This window comes from Collinsella aerofaciens (assembly GCF_018785245.1).
GTDB classification, from domain to species: domain Bacteria; phylum Actinomycetota; class Coriobacteriia; order Coriobacteriales; family Coriobacteriaceae; genus Collinsella; species Collinsella aerofaciens_AD.
Window position 1 is genome coordinate 1 of sequence record NZ_WQPL01000006.1, and the last position, 16,808, is coordinate 16,808.

Here is a 16,808-nt window from a genome sequence, read left to right on the forward strand (position 1 = left end):
ACATCGCCCGCGCCGTCTTCGAGTCCGCCAACGGCAACGGGGACAGGGTCGTGCCGGTTTCGACCGCCGACTACTACGCCGGCGCCGAGGGCCCCGTCGCCCCGCGCCCGGTCCACTCCGCGCTCGACCTGTCCAAGCTCGAGGCTGCCGGCTTCCACATGCCCGACTGGGAGGAAGAGCTGGGGGAGTACATCAAGACGCTCTAGCCGCTATTAACTTTTCGAGAGTAAAAGCCGCCGTTCTTTAACGGCGGCTTTTCTTGTTGGTGGCTATCTGCGCAGTGGTGCCAATAGTATTTTGCGGAAGATCTACCTCTCGCTTGGCATGGAAGTAGGGTGGCCGGGCTGGTCGTCGTAGGCGTATTTGCTGTACACGTTGACCTCCCACTGCTTTTTTTCGACCTTTGCTACAGAATCTAGGATGAAGCCGGTCGCAAGGCTCAGGCCGCACAGGAACATAAACGAGGCGGCGAGCATAGCGGTGGGGAAGCGCGGGACGAGGCCGGTCTGGAAATATTCGACAACGATGGGCATGCCCAGGGCGAGGCCGAATACCGCGAACAGAAGCGCAACGAGGCTGAAGAACTTCAACGGGCGGTAGTCCTTGAACAGCGTGCCGATCATCGCAACGACTTTAATGCCGTCGCTCACGGTGTTGAGTTTGGACTCGGAACCCTCGGGACGGTCGCGGTACTCGATGGGCACATCTTTGATGCGCCAGCGGTGGTCGACGGCGTGGATCGAGAGCTCGGTTTCGATCTGAAAGCCCTCGGAAAGCACTGGGAAGGTTTTAACGAACGGGCGGCTCATGGCGCGGTAGCCTGTCATGACGTCATCGAAGCTGTAGCCATAGATCCACTTGATCATGGCGCGGACCAGATTATTGCCAAAGCCGTGGAAGGCACGCTTGTTCTCCTCGGCATAGGTGCCGTTGGAAAGGCGGTCGCCTACGGTCATATCGGCCGTGCCGTTGAGGATAGGCTCGCAGAGGGCTTTGGCCGCCTCGGCGGGGTAGGTGTCGTCTCCGTCGACCATCAGGTAGCAATCGGCGTCGATGTCGCGAAACATCTGGCGGCACACGTTGCCCTTTCCCTGACGGGGCTCAAAGCGCACCGTGGCTCCGTGTTCGGTGGCGATGCGTGAAGTATCGTCTGACGAGTTATTGTCATAGACATAGACCGTAGCCTGCGGAAGCTCGCGGTGAAAGTCGTCGACGACCTTACCGATTGTGAGCGCTTCGTTGTAGCAGGGGATGATGACGGCGATGGATTCAGAATTCACTTAATGCTCCTTACACATTCAATCCTTGAAAGTATAGCCGTTTGGACTTGTCATCCTTAGATGTGGGTTAGTTCTCCAGTTTTGTTGCGCGAATCGTTTGCAGGGCCGTCGGGTCTATACTGTTCGTTTGTCAACGATTACGAGTAAAGGAGTTGCATCCGTGTCGGATCAGACAAAGCAACAAGAAACTCGCAGTCTGCCTGCGACGTTTGCTAAGAACGAATTTGAGAAGGACGCGTTTATCCTTCGTCAGCTGGTTACCAAGGATTTTAAGATCAAGTATCGCCGTAGCGTTCTGGGCGTCGCATGGTCGGTGCTCAATCCGTTGCTGATGATGATTGTCATGGCCATCGTGTTCTCGACGATTTTTGCCCAGGGCCGCAATGGCTCGATTACGCCCGAGATGTACCCGCTGTATTTGATCGTGGGTAACGTCACCTTTGCCGTCATGTCCGAGTCTACGAACCAGGCTCTGACGTCGATCGTGGGTGCTGCCCCGCTGCTCAAGAAGGTCAAAGTGCATCGCTGGGTCTTCCCAGTACAGAAGGTACTCTTCTCGCTGGTGAACTTTGCCTTCTCGCTGGTCGCCGTCGCCATCGTTATGCTGTGGTTCCGCGTTATGCCTTCTTGGCACCTCATTCTGCTGCCGGTTTGCCTGCTGCTGCTTATGTGCTTCTGCATGGGCCTGGGCATGATGCTCTCTGCCCTTACGGTCTTCTTCCGCGACGTTATGCATCTGTGGAGCGTTGTCATCACGGCTTGGACCTATATCACGCCTATTTTCTGGACGACTGACTTTGTTGCTCAGATGCCGCATATCGTTCGGATCTTGGTGTATGCGAACCCCATGTACAACTACCTGCAGTTTATGCGCGATATCTTCCTGTTCCAGACTACGCCCTCGCTTATGACGTTTGGTATGTGCGTTGCTTGGGCGGTTCTTGCGCTTGTTATTGGCTATACCGTGTTCCATAAGTCCGAGCGCAAGTTCATCCTCTACATCTAAGGAGTGCTGTGATGACTGAATCTGTTGTTGATTACAGCGAGCAGCCTCTGGCTGTCGAGGTCGACGACGTCACCATGATCTTTAACATGGCGTCCGAGTCGCTGACCAACCTCAAGGAGTACTTCATCAAGCTTGCCAAGCACGAGCTGTTCTTTGAGGAGTTTAGAGCGCTTAAGCACATCTCGTTCGATATTCATCGCGGCGAAGTTGTCGGTCTGGTTGGCACCAATGGCTCTGGCAAGTCTACGATGCTCAAGATCATCGCCGGTGTGCTTGAGCCTAGCGAGGGCAGCGTTAAGGTGCACGGTAACATCGCGCCGCTGATTGAGCTTGGTGCCGGCTTTGACCCCGAGCTGACCGCCCGCGAGAACATCTATCTGAACGGCGCCCTGCTCGGCTATACCAAGGAGTTCATCGACGCAAACTTTGACGGCATTATCGAATTCGCAGAGCTGCAGAACTTTGTCGATATGCCGCTTAAGAACTTCTCCTCGGGCATGGTGGCGCGTATCGCCTTTGCAATCGCGACGATTACCGAGCCCGATATTCTGATCGTTGACGAGACGCTGTCCGTCGGTGATGTGTTCTTCCAGCAGAAGTGCGAGGCCCGCATCCAGCACTTTATCCAGAGCGGTGACGTGACGGTTCTGTTCGTTTCGCACTCCATGGAGCAGGTTGAGCGCATCTGCCAGCGTGCCGTTTGGATTGAGAAGGGTGACCTTCGCATGGACGGCCCGGTCGATGAGGTCTGCAAGGCGTACCGCGAGCAGTTCAACTAGGTTATAATTACTTGCGCCTGACGGGCTTGCGCTTGCTTGGGCGTGCGGTTATTTGCTCCATTAGCTCAGTTGGATAGAGCAGGGGACTTCTAATCCCAAGGTCGACGGTTCGAATCCGCCATGGAGCACCATCGTTTATTAAGCCCAGACCGCTTGGTGGCCTGGGCTTTCTTCATCTTGTGTGCTGCTGGAGCCGAGCGCGAGCAAGCCGCTGCTGTTTGTTGGGGTTGGCATTTTACTTTTCGATACGTTCCCTCAGCAGCTCCAGTGCGTGAGCGTAGCCCTGCAGGCCCTCGCCAGTGATGGTGGCGAAGCAGGCTTGGCGTGCATAGCTCACCTGGCGGAAGTCTTCGCGCGTCTCTACGGCGCTGATGTGTATCTCGACGGCAGGGATGGCGACGGCCTTGAGGGCGTCAAGGATTGCCACGCTCGTGTGCGTGTAGGCCGCCGGGTTGATGACGATGCCGTCGACCTTGCCGTAGGCCTCCTGGATCTTGTCGACGATGCTGCCCTCGTGGTTAGACTGGAAGACCTCGACCTCGTCAAAGCCCTGCGCGGCGCCTGCCTCCTGGCAGATCTGGACCAGGCGGTCGTAGTTGTCGCTGCCGTAGATGCCCGGCTCGCGAATGCCGAGCATGTTGAGGTTGGGGCCGTTGATGACGAGTGCTTTCATGGTTGTTTCCTTTGCAGTCGAGAAACCACCACAAAGGTGCCTGTCCCCTTTGTGGTGGTTTTGGTTAGAGAGCGGGTGGGAGGGTGTCGAGGACGGCGCGGGCGGTGTTGGCGGCGCAGTCGCGTGAGTCGATGATGCAGTCGGCCCAGGCGCGGTAGCGCGGCATGCGCTGCTCGGCGAGCTTATCGATGCCATCGCGGGCGGTGATGGGGCGACCCTTATGGGCGAGTTCGTCGAGCTTGCGGTTGAGCATCACGATCTGGCTGTTCTGGTGCAGCAGCGGGTAGTTCTCGTCGCGTGTGACCACGCCGCCGCCCGTGGAAAGCACCAGGCCGCTGCGCTTGGAGATGTCGGCCAGCTCCGCCGTCTCCTGCTCGCGGAAGGCTGCCTCGCCGCGCTCGACGATAAAGTCGGCGCAGGGCATCCCCAGGCGCTCCTCAAGTGCGCGGTCCAAGTCAATGTGCTCGCGAACCGTGAGCCGGGCGATCTGCTCGCCCACGCGGGTCTTGCCCGAGCCCGGCATGCCGATCAGCGCGATGTTCTGTTCGCGGCGCGACAGGCGCTCCGTTACGTCCAGAATGCGCTCACGTGGAGTAATCTGGCCGGTGTAGCGCTCAACAGCCTGTGCCGCCTGGGCAACAAGCATGAGTAGGCCGCCGATGCAGGGGATGTCTCGGCGCTCGGCCTCGAGCATCAGACCCGTACGGGCGGGGTTGTAGACAATGTCGATGACGCCCTCGAGCGCATCGAGTCCTTCGAGTGTGCAGGGAGCGTCGGGGCAGTGGGGGAACATGCCGGCGGGCGTGCAGTTTACGAGCAGCGCGGCATCGGATTGCTGCGCGATGTTGTCGTAATTGACCTCGCTCGTGCGACCCACGGGTACGACGATGGCGCCCAGGTCGTCGAGCACCATGCTGGCCGTGGTGCCGGCACCGCCGGTGGCGCCGAGCACGAGGGCCTTCTTACCGGCAACCTCTACGCCTAGCTCCTCGACCAGGCATTGGAAGCCAAAGTAGTCGGTGTTGTCGCCGCGCAGGCGGCCGTCGGGCAGGCGCGTGATGGTGTTGACGTTGCCCATGCGCTTGGCGAGCGGACTCAACTCGTCCAAGTATTCCATGACGGCGCGCTTGTAGGGGATGGTCACGTTGGTGCCCTCCCACTCGTCACCCGTCATAAAAGCCACAAGATCCTCGGGCTCGCGCTCAAAACGCACGTACTCCAGGCCTGCGAGCTCTTTGTAGATGGTCGGGGTGTAGCTGTGGCCCAGCACGCGGCCCAGCACGCCGTAGGGACGGGTTGCGGCGGTATCGGTCATCTAGAGCACCTCCGTGTAGCTGCCAAAGTAGGTGAAACTCTCGCATACGTCGTCAATCGAGTCGAGCAGGTCGTCGAGGGCCTTGCTGCCAAAGGGGCAGTCCAGGTCAAAGTAGAACATAAACTCAAAGTCGTGGCCGGGGATGGGGCGGCTCTCAAGTTTGATGAGGTTGATGTTGAGCGCGTAGAATCGCTCGAGCACGCGGTAGAGGGCGCCCGGCTCATTGGCCGTGGTGATCATGAGCGAGGTGCGGTTGGCACCGGGATAGACGCGCGGCTCGCGGCTGATGACGACAAAGCGCGTGTAGTTGTTGTCCGAGTCCTGGATGTTGGGCTTCAGCACCTCCAAGCCGTAGAGCGCCGCACAGCTGCGCGAGGCGATGGCGGCGGCGTCGGTGCGTTCGGAGTTGGCGACCATCTCGGCCGACATGGCGGTGTTGGGGTACTTGGTGGCATGCAGGTCGTGGGACTCGATAAAGCCGGCACACTGGGCAATGGCTTGGCCGTGGCTGTAGACCTCGCGCACGTCCGCGAGCTTGGTGCCGGGCTTGACGAGCAAGTTGTGGTCGATCTTGAGGCGAAGCGAGCGCACGATGTGAAAGTCGAACTGGGCGAGCAGGTCGTAGACGGCGTTGACCGATCCGGCGGTGGAGTTCTCGATGGGCAGCACGCCAAACTCGCAGAACCCGTCGCGCACGGCTCGCATGACGCCCTCAAAGGTCTCAAAGAACGCGATGTCGGGCACGTCGAAGAGTTTGCACGCGGCGATCTGGCTATAGGCACCTTCCACGCCCTGGCAGGCAACGGTGGCCGTTTGAGGGAAGGGCGTGTTAAAGGCTGCAGCCGTGGCGTGGGCCTTTTGCGAGATGGTGATGCCCTTGAGCTCGTTGATGTAGCGCTGCTGCTCGGCCTTGCTCATGCTCATGAGGAGACGGAACAGGGTGATGGTCTGCGCCTTGTAGCGCTCGGGCGCGCGGCTGGCGAGGTTGTTGAGCTTGGAGCGCTCACGGGCGGGGTCGAAGACGGCCTTGCCCATCTCGATTTTTGACTTGGCTACCTCGGTGGCAATGTCCATTCGCTCGACAAAGCTGTTGAGGAGCGTGGTGTCGATGCCATCGATGGCCTGGCGGATGTCAGCAAGGTCCATAGGGACCCCTTTCACGTGTCGGTGATTTTTCTGGGACGGGGATTAAAAAATCATTGTGTAACTAATGACTTTTTAATCCCCGTCCCAGAAAAATCACTGGGTGGGCGTGGGGGCCGGAGTTGGCCCCCAGAGATTTTTAGAGCTGGGCGGCGTCCTCTAGGAGGGCGTCCCAGATAGCGAGGGCGGCGGCTGCCTCGGCAACGGGGACGGCTCGGGGGACGATGCAGGGATCGTGACGGCCGTGGACTGAGAGCTCGGCGTTTTCCATGGCGTCCATGTCTACGGTCTGCTGCTCGCGGCCAATTGAGGGCGTCGGCTTTACGGCCATGCGCCACATGACGGGCGCGCCGGTCGAAATACCGCCCAGGATGCCGCCGGCGTTATTGGACTCGACTTCGATCTCGCCGGTCTCGGCATCGATGCGATACGGATCGTTGTTCTCGCTGCCGCGCATGGCGGCCACGGCAAAGCCCATGCCAAACTCCACACCCTTCACGGCGGGAATGCCAAACGCGATTTGCGCGATGCGGTTCTCGATGCCGTCGAACATGGGGTCGCCGATGCCCGCGGGAAGCCCGTAAATGCCGCACTCCACGATGCCGCCGATGCTGTCGAGTTCGTCGCGCGCGGCTAGGATCTCCTCGCGCATGCGGCCGGCTGCGGCGGCGTCAATGCACGGCAGGTCGTTCGAAAGAATTGCCTTGCGGTCGGCCTCGCGATAGACCATGTCGTCCATGGGCAGGTCGGAGATACCGCCGATCTGCGCCACATGCGCCATGACCTGAATGCCGCGGGCTTCGAGCGCCTGCAGCGCAATGCCGCCAGCGATGCATAAGGGTGCCGTTAGGCGACCGGAAAAATGCCCGCCACCAGCGACATCGTGCATGTTGTGATACTTCACGCGCGCAGGGAAATCTGCGTGCCCGGGGCGGGGTTTGCGGCGCAGCTCGGAGTAATCCTTGGAGCGCGTGTTGGTGTTCTCGATAATCGCGGCGATGGGCGCGCCGGTGGTATGTCCATCGACAACACCGGCGATGATGTGGGCTGCGTCAGCCTCGCGTCGTTTGGTCGCGGTCTCGTCGCGTCCGGGGGCGCGACGGTCGAGGAAGGCCTGCAGCTCCTCCTGGTCCACGGCGATGCCCGCCGGGATGCCATCGAGCGAGCAGCCGATAGCGGGGGAGTGCGATTGGCCGAAGATGCTTAAGTGCAAGACGTTGCCAAAGGTCGAGGACATGCTATTCCTCCTCGAGTGTGACCTTGCCGCCCAGCAGGCGATAGTGGTCGAAGAAATCGGGATAGGACTTGTTGACGGCCTCGGCGCCGTGGATCACGACCTCGCCGGTGGCGCGGCTCGCGGCGATGGCGGCCATCATGGCGATGCGGTGGTCGTTGTGCGAATCGACCTCGCCGCCGTTGAAGGCATCGACGCCCTTGATGATGAGGTCGTCGCCGGCAATACGCACCTGCGCGCCCAGCGCGGTGAGCTCGCGGGTGGTGGTGGCCAGGCGGTCGGATTCCTTGATACGCAGGCGGGCGCAATCGCGGATAAAGGTGCGGCCCTGTGCCAGCGAGGCCACGGCCGAGATAACGGGCACCAGGTCGGGAATGTCGTGGGCGCTCATCTCAAAGCCGGCGAGCTTGTCGGACTGCACGGTGGCGGCGTTGGTGGAGCGCACGATGCGGGCGCCAAAGCGCGAAAGCGCGGCAAGCACGTTGCGGTCGCCCTGTGCGGAGCTCAGGGACACGCCCTCGACGGTGATGGGGTCGGTGCCGATAGCGCCGGCACACAGCCAAAAGGCAGCGTTGGACCAGTCGCCCTCGACGGCCACGCTGCCGGGCGTGCGGTACGAGCCGCTGCTCACGCGGAAGTTCGTGACCTCGGGCTGGCCGTCCTTGGCCGGAATGCGCTCGACGTTGACCTCAACGCCAAAGGCCTTCATGGCCTGGATCGTTAGGTTGATGTAGGGGCGGCTCTCAATGAGGCCAGTCACCTGCACACAGGAGGGCTGGGCGAGCAACGGGGCTGCCAGCAGCAGGCCGGAGATATACTGCGAGCTTACGTTGCCCGGCAGCACAAAGGTGCCCGGGCGCATGCGTCCGCTTGTCTTGAGCGGAAAACCGCCCAGACCCTGTAGGTCGCAGCCGGCGGCAATGATCTCGTCCGAGAGCGGGGACAGCGGGCGTGCGCCTAGGCGGCCCTGTCCCACAAAGGTTGCCTCTGCCCCCAGCGCGCAGGCGACGGGCAGCATAAAGCGGAGCGTGGAGCCGCTCTCGCCGCAGTCGAGCGTGCCGCCGGCAAGGGCCTTGAGCAGGCCGAACTCAATGCTCTTCATGGTGGGGTGGACCTGGAAGCCGTCCTCGACGGTCTCGATGCGGGCGCCGAGCGCCGTGAGGCAGCGGACCGTGGCCTCAATATCGGCGCAGGTGGTGTTGCAGGTCACATGCGTCTCTCCGTTGGCAAGGGCAGCGCAGATGATGAGACGGTGCGCCATCGACTTGGACGCGATGGCGGGAACGGTGCCCTTAAGCGGGGACGGGGTGATGCGGGCTAGCATGCGGATGCGTCTCCCTTCTGGCCGAGGCCCTCGGCAATGAGTTCGTGGAAAGTGGAAAGCGGCGTGCGGTCGATGCTGCAGCGGCCAATGCCGTGCGGAATCACCAGGTCGATGGTGTCGCCCGCGCGCTTCTTGTCGTGGAGCGCCTCGGCAAAGACGGCATCGGCATTGAGGTCGCAGCGGGTCTTGAGGCCGTGGCGGGCGCAGAGCTCCTCAATACGGCCGGGCAGTGCAGCATCGCAAACGCCGTGCAGGGCCGCGGCGCGCGTGATGATGCCCATGCCGATCGACACGCAGTTGCCGTGTCCGAGCTCAAAGTGCTCGCAGGCCTCGACGGCGTGTCCGGCGCTGTGTCCAAAGTTGAGCAGCTTGCGCTGGTTGGTTTCGCGCTCGTCGGCGACGACCACGGCGCGCTTGATGTCGATGTTGCGGGCGATGATGAGTGCTACGCGGGCCACATCGCGGTTGAGCAGCTCCAGCGTGAGCGGGGTCTTCTCCAGCTCGGCGAAAAGCTCCGGGTCGGCGATCACGGCGTGCTTGACGACCTCGCCGCAGCCGTCGGCGAACTGCTCGGGCGTGAGGGTGGCCAGGCACCCCACGTCGGCGATAACCACGCTCGGCTGCCAAAAGGCGCCGGCCAAGTTCTTGCCGGCAGCCAGGTCGATGGCGGTCTTGCCGCCCACCGACGAATCCACCATGGCGAGCAGGCTCGTCGGGATCTGCACAAACTTGCAGCCGCGCATGTAGGTCGCGGCCACAAAGCCCGCCACATCGCCCACGACGCCGCCCCCGAGTGCCACGATCACGTCGGAGCGCGAAAGCTCGTGCTCGGCCACAAACTCCAAAATGGCAACATAGGTTTCGGCGCGCTTATGGGCCTCGCCGGCCTCGAAGGTGCAGATGCTCACCTCGTAGCCTGATGCCTCCAGGCTCTGCTTAACGGGCATCTGGTAGAGCGGGCCTACGTTGGTGTCCGTCACGATGACGGCCTTGGTGCCGCCGGCAGTGGCGCGCACGAGCGGTCCCGCCTGCTCCAGCAAAAACGTGCCAACATGCACCTGGTAGGGGCGTGCGGTGTCGATATCGATGGTAATCGCCATAAGCTTCGGTCCTTTCGACCTGGCGTGATAGGTGGTCTAGTGGGAGGCCTCGTCGTCGAGTGCGCGCTTAATGCGGTCGCCCTCGGCAAGGAGATTCTCCAGATAGCGCTGGTCGCGGTTCTTGAGCGCACGGCTGTAGGCGCCAAGCGACTCGATCAGATGGTCGATCTCGAAGGCGAGCGCGTCGGCGTCGTCGATCATGAGCTCGGACCACATTTGCGGGTTGAGGTGCGCCACGCGGGTGAGATCGCGGTAGCTACCGGCCGAAAAGCCGTGGTGGACCTGGGCGGTGGGGCTTTTGACGTAGGCGTTGGATACCACGTGCGCAAGCTGGCTCGTGAAGGCGATGACGCGGTCGTGCTCGGCGGCGCTGGTCACGCTGAACTTGCCAAAGCCCAAGGGGCGCACCATCTCGCGCACCTGGCCCAAAAGCTCCAGCTTGAGCGCATCGTCTACCGCGGGCGGTACGAGCACCAGCGGGGCGCCCTGGAACAGGTCGGCACGAGAGTTAGCGTAGCCCGAGAACTGGGTGCCCGCCATGGGGTGCGCGCCCACAAAGTAAAAGCCGTGCTCGCGGGCAAGCTCAAAGGCACGTTCGCACACGATGCCCTTGACGCCCACCGTGTCGATCACCACGGGGCCCATGATGGCGTCGGTGTCGGTGGCGTCGGCGAGCGCCTTGGCGTGCGTCTCGAGCCACTCGATGCATGCCTCGGGGTAGCAAGCCAGGACGATGATGTCGCATTCGCCGAGTGTCTTGTCGTTGAGCTCTCCGGCGACAGTGCCCATGCTGGCGGCCGTCATGACATCGTCATCGGGGTCCCAGGCCAGCACGCGGACGCCCGCCTGTGCATAGCCGCGGGCAAAGCTACCGCCGATGAGGCCAAGGCCGACGATGCCGGCGCACTTGGGGCCGCCCTGGTTAACGCGCGCGTTTCTCACCGTACCCATGGGCTACTCCATGGTCTCTTGGCAGACAACCTCGCGGATGGCTCGGATGCGGCGCATGGTGTCGTCGAACTGATCGGGGGTGAGGGCCTGGGCGCCGTCGGACCAGGCGCGGCTCGGCTCGTCGTGGACCTCGATCTCCAGGCCGTTGGCACCGCAGGCGGTCGCGGCGAGCGCCATGGGCTCGACGTAGCGGGTGTAGCCGGTGGCGTGGCTGGGGTCGGCGACGACGGGCAGGTGCGATAGGTGGTGCAGCACCGGCACGGCGTTGAGGTCGAAGGTGTTGCGGGTGCGGGTCTCGAAGGTGCGAATGCCGCGCTCGCACAGGATGACGTTGTCGTTGCCCTCGCTCATGATGTACTCGGCGGCCATGAGCAGCTCATCGATCGTGCCGGACATACCGCGCTTGAGCAGGACCGGAGTCTTGGTCTTGCCGACCTCCTTGAGCAGGGGGAAGTTCTGGGCGTTGCGGGCGCCGATCTGCATGACGTCGATCTTCTTGTCAAGGAAGACCTGCACGTCGCGTGGGTCCATGATCTCGGTGACGATCGGCATGTCGAGCTCGGCAGACGCCTCGCACAGCAGGTCGAGGCCGGCGGGGCCCATGCCCTGGTAGGCGTAGGGGGAGGTGCGGGGCTTGTAGGCACCGCCGCGCAGCATCGTGGCACCGGCGGCCTTCACGCGGCGGGCGATGCGGACGAGGTTCTCGCCCTCGACGGAGCACGGGCCGGCGATGACCTGGAACTGATCGCCGCCGATCTTGACGCCGTGGCCGCAGTCGATGACGGAGTCCTCGGGGTGGAACTTACGGTTGGCGCGCTTGAACGGCTCGGAGACGCGCTGCACGCGCTCGACGACATCCATGGACTCGAGCAGGAACGGGTCGATCTTGGTCGTATCGCCCACCAGGCCGATAATCGTCTCATTCTCGCCGCGCGAGACATCGGTCTTCAGGCCCTTTTTCTCAATCCAGCTGACGATATGGCCGACGGCCTCGTCGCTGGCGCTCTGCTTTAAAATTGCAATCATGGTGTGCCTCTCACCTCGATGGATAACTTTTGCAAAAACGGCCCGCATCGCGAGCCGTGTATATATGGTGCATGAGAGTTTATACTATCTGACTCGCTTTTGCCTTCTAAAGTGGGCCGTTGCGCCGCGTCTTCCTCGGAATTGCAAAGCTTTTTCTTTTATTTTGATAGCCCGTGGTGCACTTGGGTATAATGCTAAACGTTGGCCCTATTAGCTCAGGGGATTAGAGCGTCTGCCTCCGGAGCAGAAGGCCGTTGGTTCGAATCCAACATGGGGCACCATCGAACGTAAGACCGTCCGAACCTCGCATGGTCCGGGCGGTTTTTCTTATACCGACTCGACGTGATGGGACGTGGTATGGCAGCAACGGATATCGAGCGCGGACTCTCGACCGCCGAGGTTGAGGAGCGCATCGCCGCCGGTAAGATCAACCGCAACATGGAGTGCAAGACCAAGTCGGTCAAAGAGCTCATCATCGAGAACCTCTGCACGCTGTTCAATTTGATCAACGTGATCTTGGCGTTCCTGGTCATTTTGACCGGTTCGTTTAAGAACCTGACGTTCCTGTTTGTGGTGTTCCTCAATACCGCTATTGGCGTCATTCAATCCATGCGGTCCAAGAAGATGGTCGATAAGCTCACGCTGCTGACCTCTAAGAAGGCCATCGCGGTGCGCGACGGTGCCGAGGTGGAGCTCGACTTGGACCAGATCGTGCTCGACGACATCATCCGCCTGGGGCGCGGCGACCAGATTCCCGCTGACGCCGTGGTGGTTTCCGGCGAAGCGCTCGTGAACGAGAGCCTGCTGACGGGCGAGAGCGACCTTATCAAGAAACAGCCCGGTTCCGAGCTCATGAGCGGCAGCTTTATCGACTCGGGCCTGCTGCGCGCTCGCGTGATCCATGTTGGCGCCGACAACTACGTGGCTAAGATCAATAACGAGGCCAAATACGTCAAAAAGGTCAATTCCGAGATCATGAACGCGCTTAACGCCATCGTGCGCTTTGCGAGCATCATCATGATCCCGCTCGGTTTGGCGTTGTTTGCCTCGAGTGTGAGCGAGCTGTGGGATGCCGCGGGAACCCCGGGCGATAGCGCGCTTTCGTGGTGCTTCTCCGAGCTGTTGGCTGGTCATGTGCCTTCGTCGGCGCTGCTGTCCACGGTGGGTGCCCTGCTGGGCATGATCCCGCAAGGCCTGGTGCTGCTGACCTCGTCGGTGCTCGCCATCGCCACGGTGCGCCTGGCCCGCCGCAAGGTGCTGGCACAGCAGCTCTACTGCATCGAGACGCTCGCTCGCGTCGACGTGCTGTGCCTGGACAAGACGGGCACCATCACGTCGGGCCGTATGGAGGTCGAGGGCACGTATCCGCTGCCGGTTGAGGGCGTGAGCCTAGACGCCGGCTCGGACGAGGCGGCCGTTCCCGTCGATACCACGGTGCTCGATTTTGCGCTGGCTAACGTCGCGCGTGCGACTTCGGCCGATGCCAACGAGACCTGCCAGGCGCTGCTCAACTATTACGCCGATCGCCCGGTCGAGGTGTCTGAGCCGCTGTCGGTCATTCCGTTCTCGTCCTCCAAAAAGTGGAGCGGTGCGTCGTTTGTGCAGGGCTCCTATGTGATGGGTGCGGCGCAGTTTGTGCTCTCCGATCGTGTGTTTTCGCAGGTCGAGAACCGTGTCGCCGAGCTTGCCGATACCTGCCGCGTGCTCGTGGTGGCGCGCGTGGACGGCTTTTCGCCCGATGGCGATATGGTGGGCGAGGCCGAGCCCGTGGGCTTTGTGACCATCCGCGACGAGATCCGTACTTCGGCGGCCGAAACCATCGGCTACTTTAACGAGCAGGGCGTGACCCTCAACGTGATCAGTGGCGACGACCCGCGTACGGTGTCGTCGATCGCGCGCGTGGTGGGCGTGCCGGGGGCGGACGCTTATGTGGACGCCACGACGCTCGATACGCCGGCCAAGCTCGATGCCGCAGTGGACCGCTACCATGTCTTTGGTCGTGTGACCCCGCAGCAGAAGCGCGAGCTCGTGCAGGCGCTCAAGCGCCGCGAGCACACCGTGGCCATGACGGGCGACGGCGTCAACGACGTGCTGGCGCTCAAGGAGGCCGACTGCTCCGTCGCCATGGCGGCTGGCTCCGATGCCGCGCGCAACGTGGCCGAGATCGTACTCGTCGACAACGATTTTGCCTCGATGCCCGCCGTGGTGGCCGAGGGCCGTCGCTCCATCAACAACCTGCAGCGTTCGGCCTCACTGTTCCTGACCAAGACGCTGTTCTCGATGGGCCTGGCGGCGCTGTGTATCGCGCTGCCGCCGTACCCCTTCGAGCCCATCCAGATGACGCTCATTAACTTCTTCTGCATCGGCGCGCCGGGCTTTGTGTTGGGCCTGGAGCCCAACAATGCTCGTGTGAAGGGTGCGTTTTTGAGCAACGTACTCAAGCGTGCACTGCCGGCGTTGATTGCGGTCATTTTGGCTGCGGCGCTCGATATCTTTGTGGCGCGCGTGTTTGGCTTTAGCCAGCTCACGCTGTCTACGATGTGCCTGCTTACGTCGTGCGCGGCGAGCGTCAGCCTAATCTGGCGCATCTCGCAGCCTCTCACGCCCTTACGTGTGGTGCTCTTTGTGTTTGTAGTCGCCGGCATCCTGGTGGGCGTTATCGGATTCCCGGAGCTGCTGTCTATTGCCAACCTGTCGATGGGCCAGATGGTTATCTTGGCTGTTATCGTGGTCTTTACCTGCTCGGTGTTCTTTAAGCTCGCCACGATGATGGATTCGCTCAAGCCGCGTCGTCGTCATGCCGCAACTGGTTTTGGCCGTGGTGTGCGCGTCCACCTGGGTCGCGGTGGCGGCAAGGTGAGCTCGACGGGTTCGACGGCCGAGCGTTTTGCCAAGCGCGTCGCCGCCGACATGGCGCAGCGCCGCGAAGATCGCACCGCTCGCGAGGCCGAGGCCCGCGCACTCGAGGGCGTGGCCCAGGCCCAGCCCAAGAAAAAGAAGAGTGCCGGAGCCAAGCGCTCTCGCGTGACCAAGTCCGCCCAAGGCATCAAGGTCTCGATGCCAAGCAAAAAGAAGAAGTAGCTACGCCCTGGCGATGTTGAATTGGTGCCTTGTTCCTGTGGGGCCGTGGCGATGTTATGCTCTAACCTCGATTGTTTGAATTGCTTCGAAAAGAGGATGCCGTGATCTGCCCGCATTGCCTTAAGACTATCGAGGACGGCGCCTCGTTCTGCCCCTACTGCAACGCCTATGTGGGTCCGGGCGATGGCCCCGAGCACACCGAGTTCGTGTTCTGTGAGGGCTGCGGTGCCCGTCTTTCTCCGCATGATCGTACGTGCCCCAAATGCGGACGCCCCGCTCCGGGTATCCTCTCCGAGGACGCGGCCGCATCCGACCTGGCAGCGGGCCGCACGGCGGGCTTTCCGCGCCTAACGCAAGAGCAGATCGATACCGAGGTGCCGCATGCGCCAGCCTCTGCCGCTGCGGTGCTCTCAGACGCCGCCGACCCCAATGAGACTTGCGTGCTGCCGGCTTTCGATAAGGATTTTGGTATCCCCAAGGTCGACATTCCCACGCCCGTTTCCCTGCATGACGATGCTCAAAAACCCAAGCGCAAAGTGCATCCCGACGAGGACGCCTATCACAAGCACAAGCGTCATATCCCCAAGCCGCTCATCGTCATCGCGGTCCTTGCCGTCGTTTGTGGCGGTGCCTATTGGTTCGTGACGACCGATCCCATGGGTGTTATGCCCGGCTTCTATGACCAGTTTGGCCAGGCCGCGCAGACGACCTTCCCTACGCGCCAAAAGGGTGAGGCGACTGAGGACGATACCAAGCAGGACGATTCTGCCGAGGTGGTCCAGGAAGAAACCGTGCTCACCGATGATCAGCTCTATACCAGGCTCGACGGTCTGTATCAGACCATCGTGTCCTACGGTGACGAGGACCAGATCGGCGAGGTCATCGATTCTTTTAACAACGGCTATCTTCGAACGCCGCTGTCCACCCGTCAGGAGCTGTCGCAGAGTGCCTACGCTCTGCGCGACCAGATCAAAAAGACGCAAGATGAGCTCAACAACCTTAAGTATCAGGACGATACGGTCTATGCGGACGACATCGCCCACTTAAAGCAGCTTGCCGAGTGGATGTATGAGCGCGTCGACGTGATTTGCCAGAGCTGGGACATCTCGCTGGCCATTCCCGATGGCGAGTCGATGAGTTCCCACCAAAGCGAGATCCTGGCGCCCATCGCGCAGAGTGGCAACAGCGCGCTGAACCAGTACGACGCCAATGTGGGTTCCTGGAAGCCGCAGCAGTGTTCCTAAAATTAGTTCGCCATAGTCGGCATAACCTACGTGCGCAATTGATGTAAGCGCATGCTTATTGCTACAATTCGTACAAATATGCTTTAAACGCACGAGGAAGGAACCACATGTTTGGTTTTAAGAAAGAGCTCTACACGCCTGAGTATCAGCTTGCCGGCGACGAGTGCGCCGTTATCGAGACGTCGAAGGGTACCATCAAGGTCAAGTTTGACGGCGAGGGCGCTCCCATTCATGTCGCGAACTTCTGCGAGCTTTCCACGATGGGTTTCTATGATGGCCTTAAGTTCCATCGCTATGTGCCCGGCTTTGTCATTCAGGGCGGCGACCCCAATACCCGCGATATGTCCGGCGCCGACGTCGCTGCCGGTCTTGAGGGCCCCGACGGCATGCCCGGTACCGGTGGCCCCGGCTACTGCATCAAGGGCGAGTTTGCCACCAATCCGCGCAACAGCCATGTCGATGGCGCCCTTGCCATGGCACGCTCCATGGATCCCGATTCCGCGGGTTCGCAGTTCTACTTCTGCTTGGGTGCCCAGCATAACCTCGATTCCGGTTACACCGTCTTTGGTACCACGGTCGAGGGTCTCGATGTGATTTCGCAGCTGCGTGCCGGCGACGAGATCGTCCATGTCGAGATCGTTCACGAGTAAAG

The 16,808-nt window shown here is 61.5% G+C and carries 15 protein-coding genes and 2 tRNA genes; 8 read left to right on the forward strand and 9 right to left on the reverse strand.

Features of this window, described 5'->3' with window-relative positions; genetic code table 11:
• On the forward strand, positions 1 to 206 hold a 206-nt coding region (locus GPK39_RS01305), incomplete at its 5' end, for a sugar nucleotide-binding protein (protein ID WP_215673480.1).
• A 102-nt stretch (positions 207 to 308) separates the two neighbouring features.
• On the opposite strand, the gene GPK39_RS01310 is transcribed toward GPK39_RS01305, so the two are convergent.
• Positions 309 to 1,280, reverse strand: coding sequence for a glycosyltransferase family 2 protein (locus tag GPK39_RS01310; protein ID WP_055309846.1), 972 nt, complete (start codon positions 1,278 to 1,280; stop codon positions 309 to 311).
• A 160-nt stretch (positions 1,281 to 1,440) separates the two neighbouring features.
• On the opposite strand from GPK39_RS01310, the gene GPK39_RS01315 reads away from it, so the two are divergent.
• The 3 genes from GPK39_RS01315 (at position 1,441) to GPK39_RS01325 (ending at position 3,196) form a co-directional block, all read left to right on the forward strand.
• Positions 1,441 to 2,286, forward strand: coding sequence for an ABC transporter permease (locus tag GPK39_RS01315; protein ID WP_338404371.1), 846 nt, complete (start codon positions 1,441 to 1,443; stop codon positions 2,284 to 2,286).
• An 11-nt stretch (positions 2,287 to 2,297) separates the two neighbouring features.
• Positions 2,298 to 3,065 carry an ABC transporter ATP-binding protein gene (locus GPK39_RS01320; RefSeq protein ID WP_006236046.1) on the forward strand — a complete coding sequence of 256 codons (768 nt, stop codon included), beginning with the start codon at positions 2,298 to 2,300 and terminating at the stop codon, positions 3,063 to 3,065.
• A gap of 54 nt (positions 3,066 to 3,119) precedes the next feature.
• Positions 3,120 to 3,196 (forward strand) — tRNA-Arg (locus GPK39_RS01325).
• A 104-nt stretch (positions 3,197 to 3,300) separates the two neighbouring features.
• Here the strand turns inward: GPK39_RS01325 and aroQ are convergent.
• From aroQ to aroF, 8 genes are all read right to left on the reverse strand, one after another.
• Positions 3,301 to 3,738: a type II 3-dehydroquinate dehydratase gene (aroQ, locus tag GPK39_RS01330; protein WP_215673481.1), complete on the reverse strand. Its 438-nt coding sequence runs from the start codon at positions 3,736 to 3,738 to the stop codon at positions 3,301 to 3,303.
• Positions 3,739 to 3,802: 64 nt separating this feature from the next.
• A complete protein-coding gene (locus tag GPK39_RS01335; protein WP_215673482.1) occupies positions 3,803 to 5,053 on the reverse strand; it encodes a shikimate kinase in 1,251 nt (416 codons plus the stop codon).
• The gene (gene pheA, locus GPK39_RS01340; protein WP_215673483.1) at positions 5,054 to 6,199 is read right to left on the reverse strand and encodes a prephenate dehydratase; all 1,146 of its coding nucleotides are present in this window, start codon (positions 6,197 to 6,199) and stop codon (positions 5,054 to 5,056) included. It lies immediately after the preceding gene.
• A gap of 136 nt (positions 6,200 to 6,335) precedes the next feature.
• On the reverse strand, positions 6,336 to 7,433 hold the full coding sequence (gene aroC / locus GPK39_RS01345; protein ID WP_215673484.1) for a chorismate synthase: 1,098 nt from the start codon (positions 7,431 to 7,433) through the stop codon (positions 6,336 to 6,338).
• Between the two features lies 1 nt (position 7,434).
• Positions 7,435 to 8,754, reverse strand: coding sequence for a 3-phosphoshikimate 1-carboxyvinyltransferase (aroA, locus tag GPK39_RS01350; RefSeq protein WP_215673485.1), 1,320 nt, complete (start codon positions 8,752 to 8,754; stop codon positions 7,435 to 7,437).
• Positions 8,748 to 9,854 (reverse strand): 3-dehydroquinate synthase, encoded by a 1,107-nt coding sequence (aroB, locus tag GPK39_RS01355; RefSeq protein WP_195621685.1) that lies wholly within the window; start codon positions 9,852 to 9,854, stop codon positions 8,748 to 8,750. The genes aroA and aroB overlap by 7 nt, the downstream gene beginning before the upstream one ends.
• Positions 9,855 to 9,890: 36 nt before the next feature.
• Positions 9,891 to 10,805, reverse strand: coding sequence for a prephenate dehydrogenase (locus GPK39_RS01360; RefSeq protein WP_035138596.1), 915 nt, complete (start codon positions 10,803 to 10,805; stop codon positions 9,891 to 9,893).
• Positions 10,806 to 10,808: 3 nt separating this feature from the next.
• Entirely contained in the window at positions 10,809 to 11,831 is a 1,023-nt protein-coding gene (gene aroF, locus GPK39_RS01365; RefSeq protein WP_215673486.1) for a 3-deoxy-7-phosphoheptulonate synthase, read from the reverse strand.
• Between the two features lie 204 nt (positions 11,832 to 12,035).
• Between aroF and GPK39_RS01370 the strand changes: the two genes are divergently transcribed.
• The 4 genes from GPK39_RS01370 to GPK39_RS01385 all read left to right on the forward strand — a co-directional run bounded on the left by GPK39_RS01370 (position 12,036) and on the right by GPK39_RS01385 (position 16,806).
• Positions 12,036 to 12,112, forward strand: a tRNA-Arg gene (locus GPK39_RS01370).
• Positions 12,113 to 12,188: 76 nt separating this feature from the next.
• Positions 12,189 to 14,912: an HAD-IC family P-type ATPase gene (locus GPK39_RS01375; RefSeq protein ID WP_215673487.1), complete on the forward strand. Its 2,724-nt coding sequence runs from the start codon at positions 12,189 to 12,191 to the stop codon at positions 14,910 to 14,912.
• A 101-nt stretch (positions 14,913 to 15,013) separates the two neighbouring features.
• The gene (locus GPK39_RS01380) at positions 15,014 to 16,156 is read left to right on the forward strand and encodes a zinc ribbon domain-containing protein (RefSeq protein ID WP_215673488.1); all 1,143 of its coding nucleotides are present in this window, start codon (positions 15,014 to 15,016) and stop codon (positions 16,154 to 16,156) included.
• A 107-nt stretch (positions 16,157 to 16,263) separates the two neighbouring features.
• A complete protein-coding gene (locus tag GPK39_RS01385) occupies positions 16,264 to 16,806 on the forward strand; it encodes a peptidylprolyl isomerase (protein ID WP_006236059.1) in 543 nt (180 codons plus the stop codon).
• The last annotated feature ends 2 nt before the right edge of the window (positions 16,807 to 16,808 follow it).

Excerpts from the sequence above, each read along its gene's own strand:
- aroC (WP_215673484.1), bottom strand. The coding sequence starts at position 7,433 with ATGTCCTCGACCTTTGGCAACGTCTTGCACTTAAGCATCTTCGGCCAA.
- GPK39_RS01385 (WP_006236059.1), top strand. The coding sequence starts at position 16,264 with ATGTTTGGTTTTAAGAAAGAGCTCTACACGCCTGAGTATCAGCTTGCC.
- GPK39_RS01335 (WP_215673482.1), bottom strand. The coding sequence starts at position 5,053 with ATGACCGATACCGCCGCAACCCGTCCCTACGGCGTGCTGGGCCGCGTG.
- aroQ (WP_215673481.1), bottom strand. The coding sequence starts at position 3,738 with ATGAAAGCACTCGTCATCAACGGCCCCAACCTCAACATGCTCGGCATT.
- GPK39_RS01375 (WP_215673487.1), top strand. The coding sequence starts at position 12,189 with ATGGCAGCAACGGATATCGAGCGCGGACTCTCGACCGCCGAGGTTGAG.
- aroF (WP_215673486.1), bottom strand. The coding sequence starts at position 11,831 with ATGATTGCAATTTTAAAGCAGAGCGCCAGCGACGAGGCCGTCGGCCAT.
- pheA (WP_215673483.1), bottom strand. The coding sequence starts at position 6,199 with ATGGACCTTGCTGACATCCGCCAGGCCATCGATGGCATCGACACCACG.
- aroA (WP_215673485.1), bottom strand. The coding sequence starts at position 8,754 with ATGCTAGCCCGCATCACCCCGTCCCCGCTTAAGGGCACCGTTCCCGCC.
- GPK39_RS01360 (WP_035138596.1), bottom strand. The coding sequence starts at position 10,805 with ATGGGTACGGTGAGAAACGCGCGCGTTAACCAGGGCGGCCCCAAGTGC.
- GPK39_RS01320 (WP_006236046.1), top strand. The coding sequence starts at position 2,298 with ATGACTGAATCTGTTGTTGATTACAGCGAGCAGCCTCTGGCTGTCGAG.
- aroB (WP_195621685.1), bottom strand. The coding sequence starts at position 9,854 with ATGGCGATTACCATCGATATCGACACCGCACGCCCCTACCAGGTGCAT.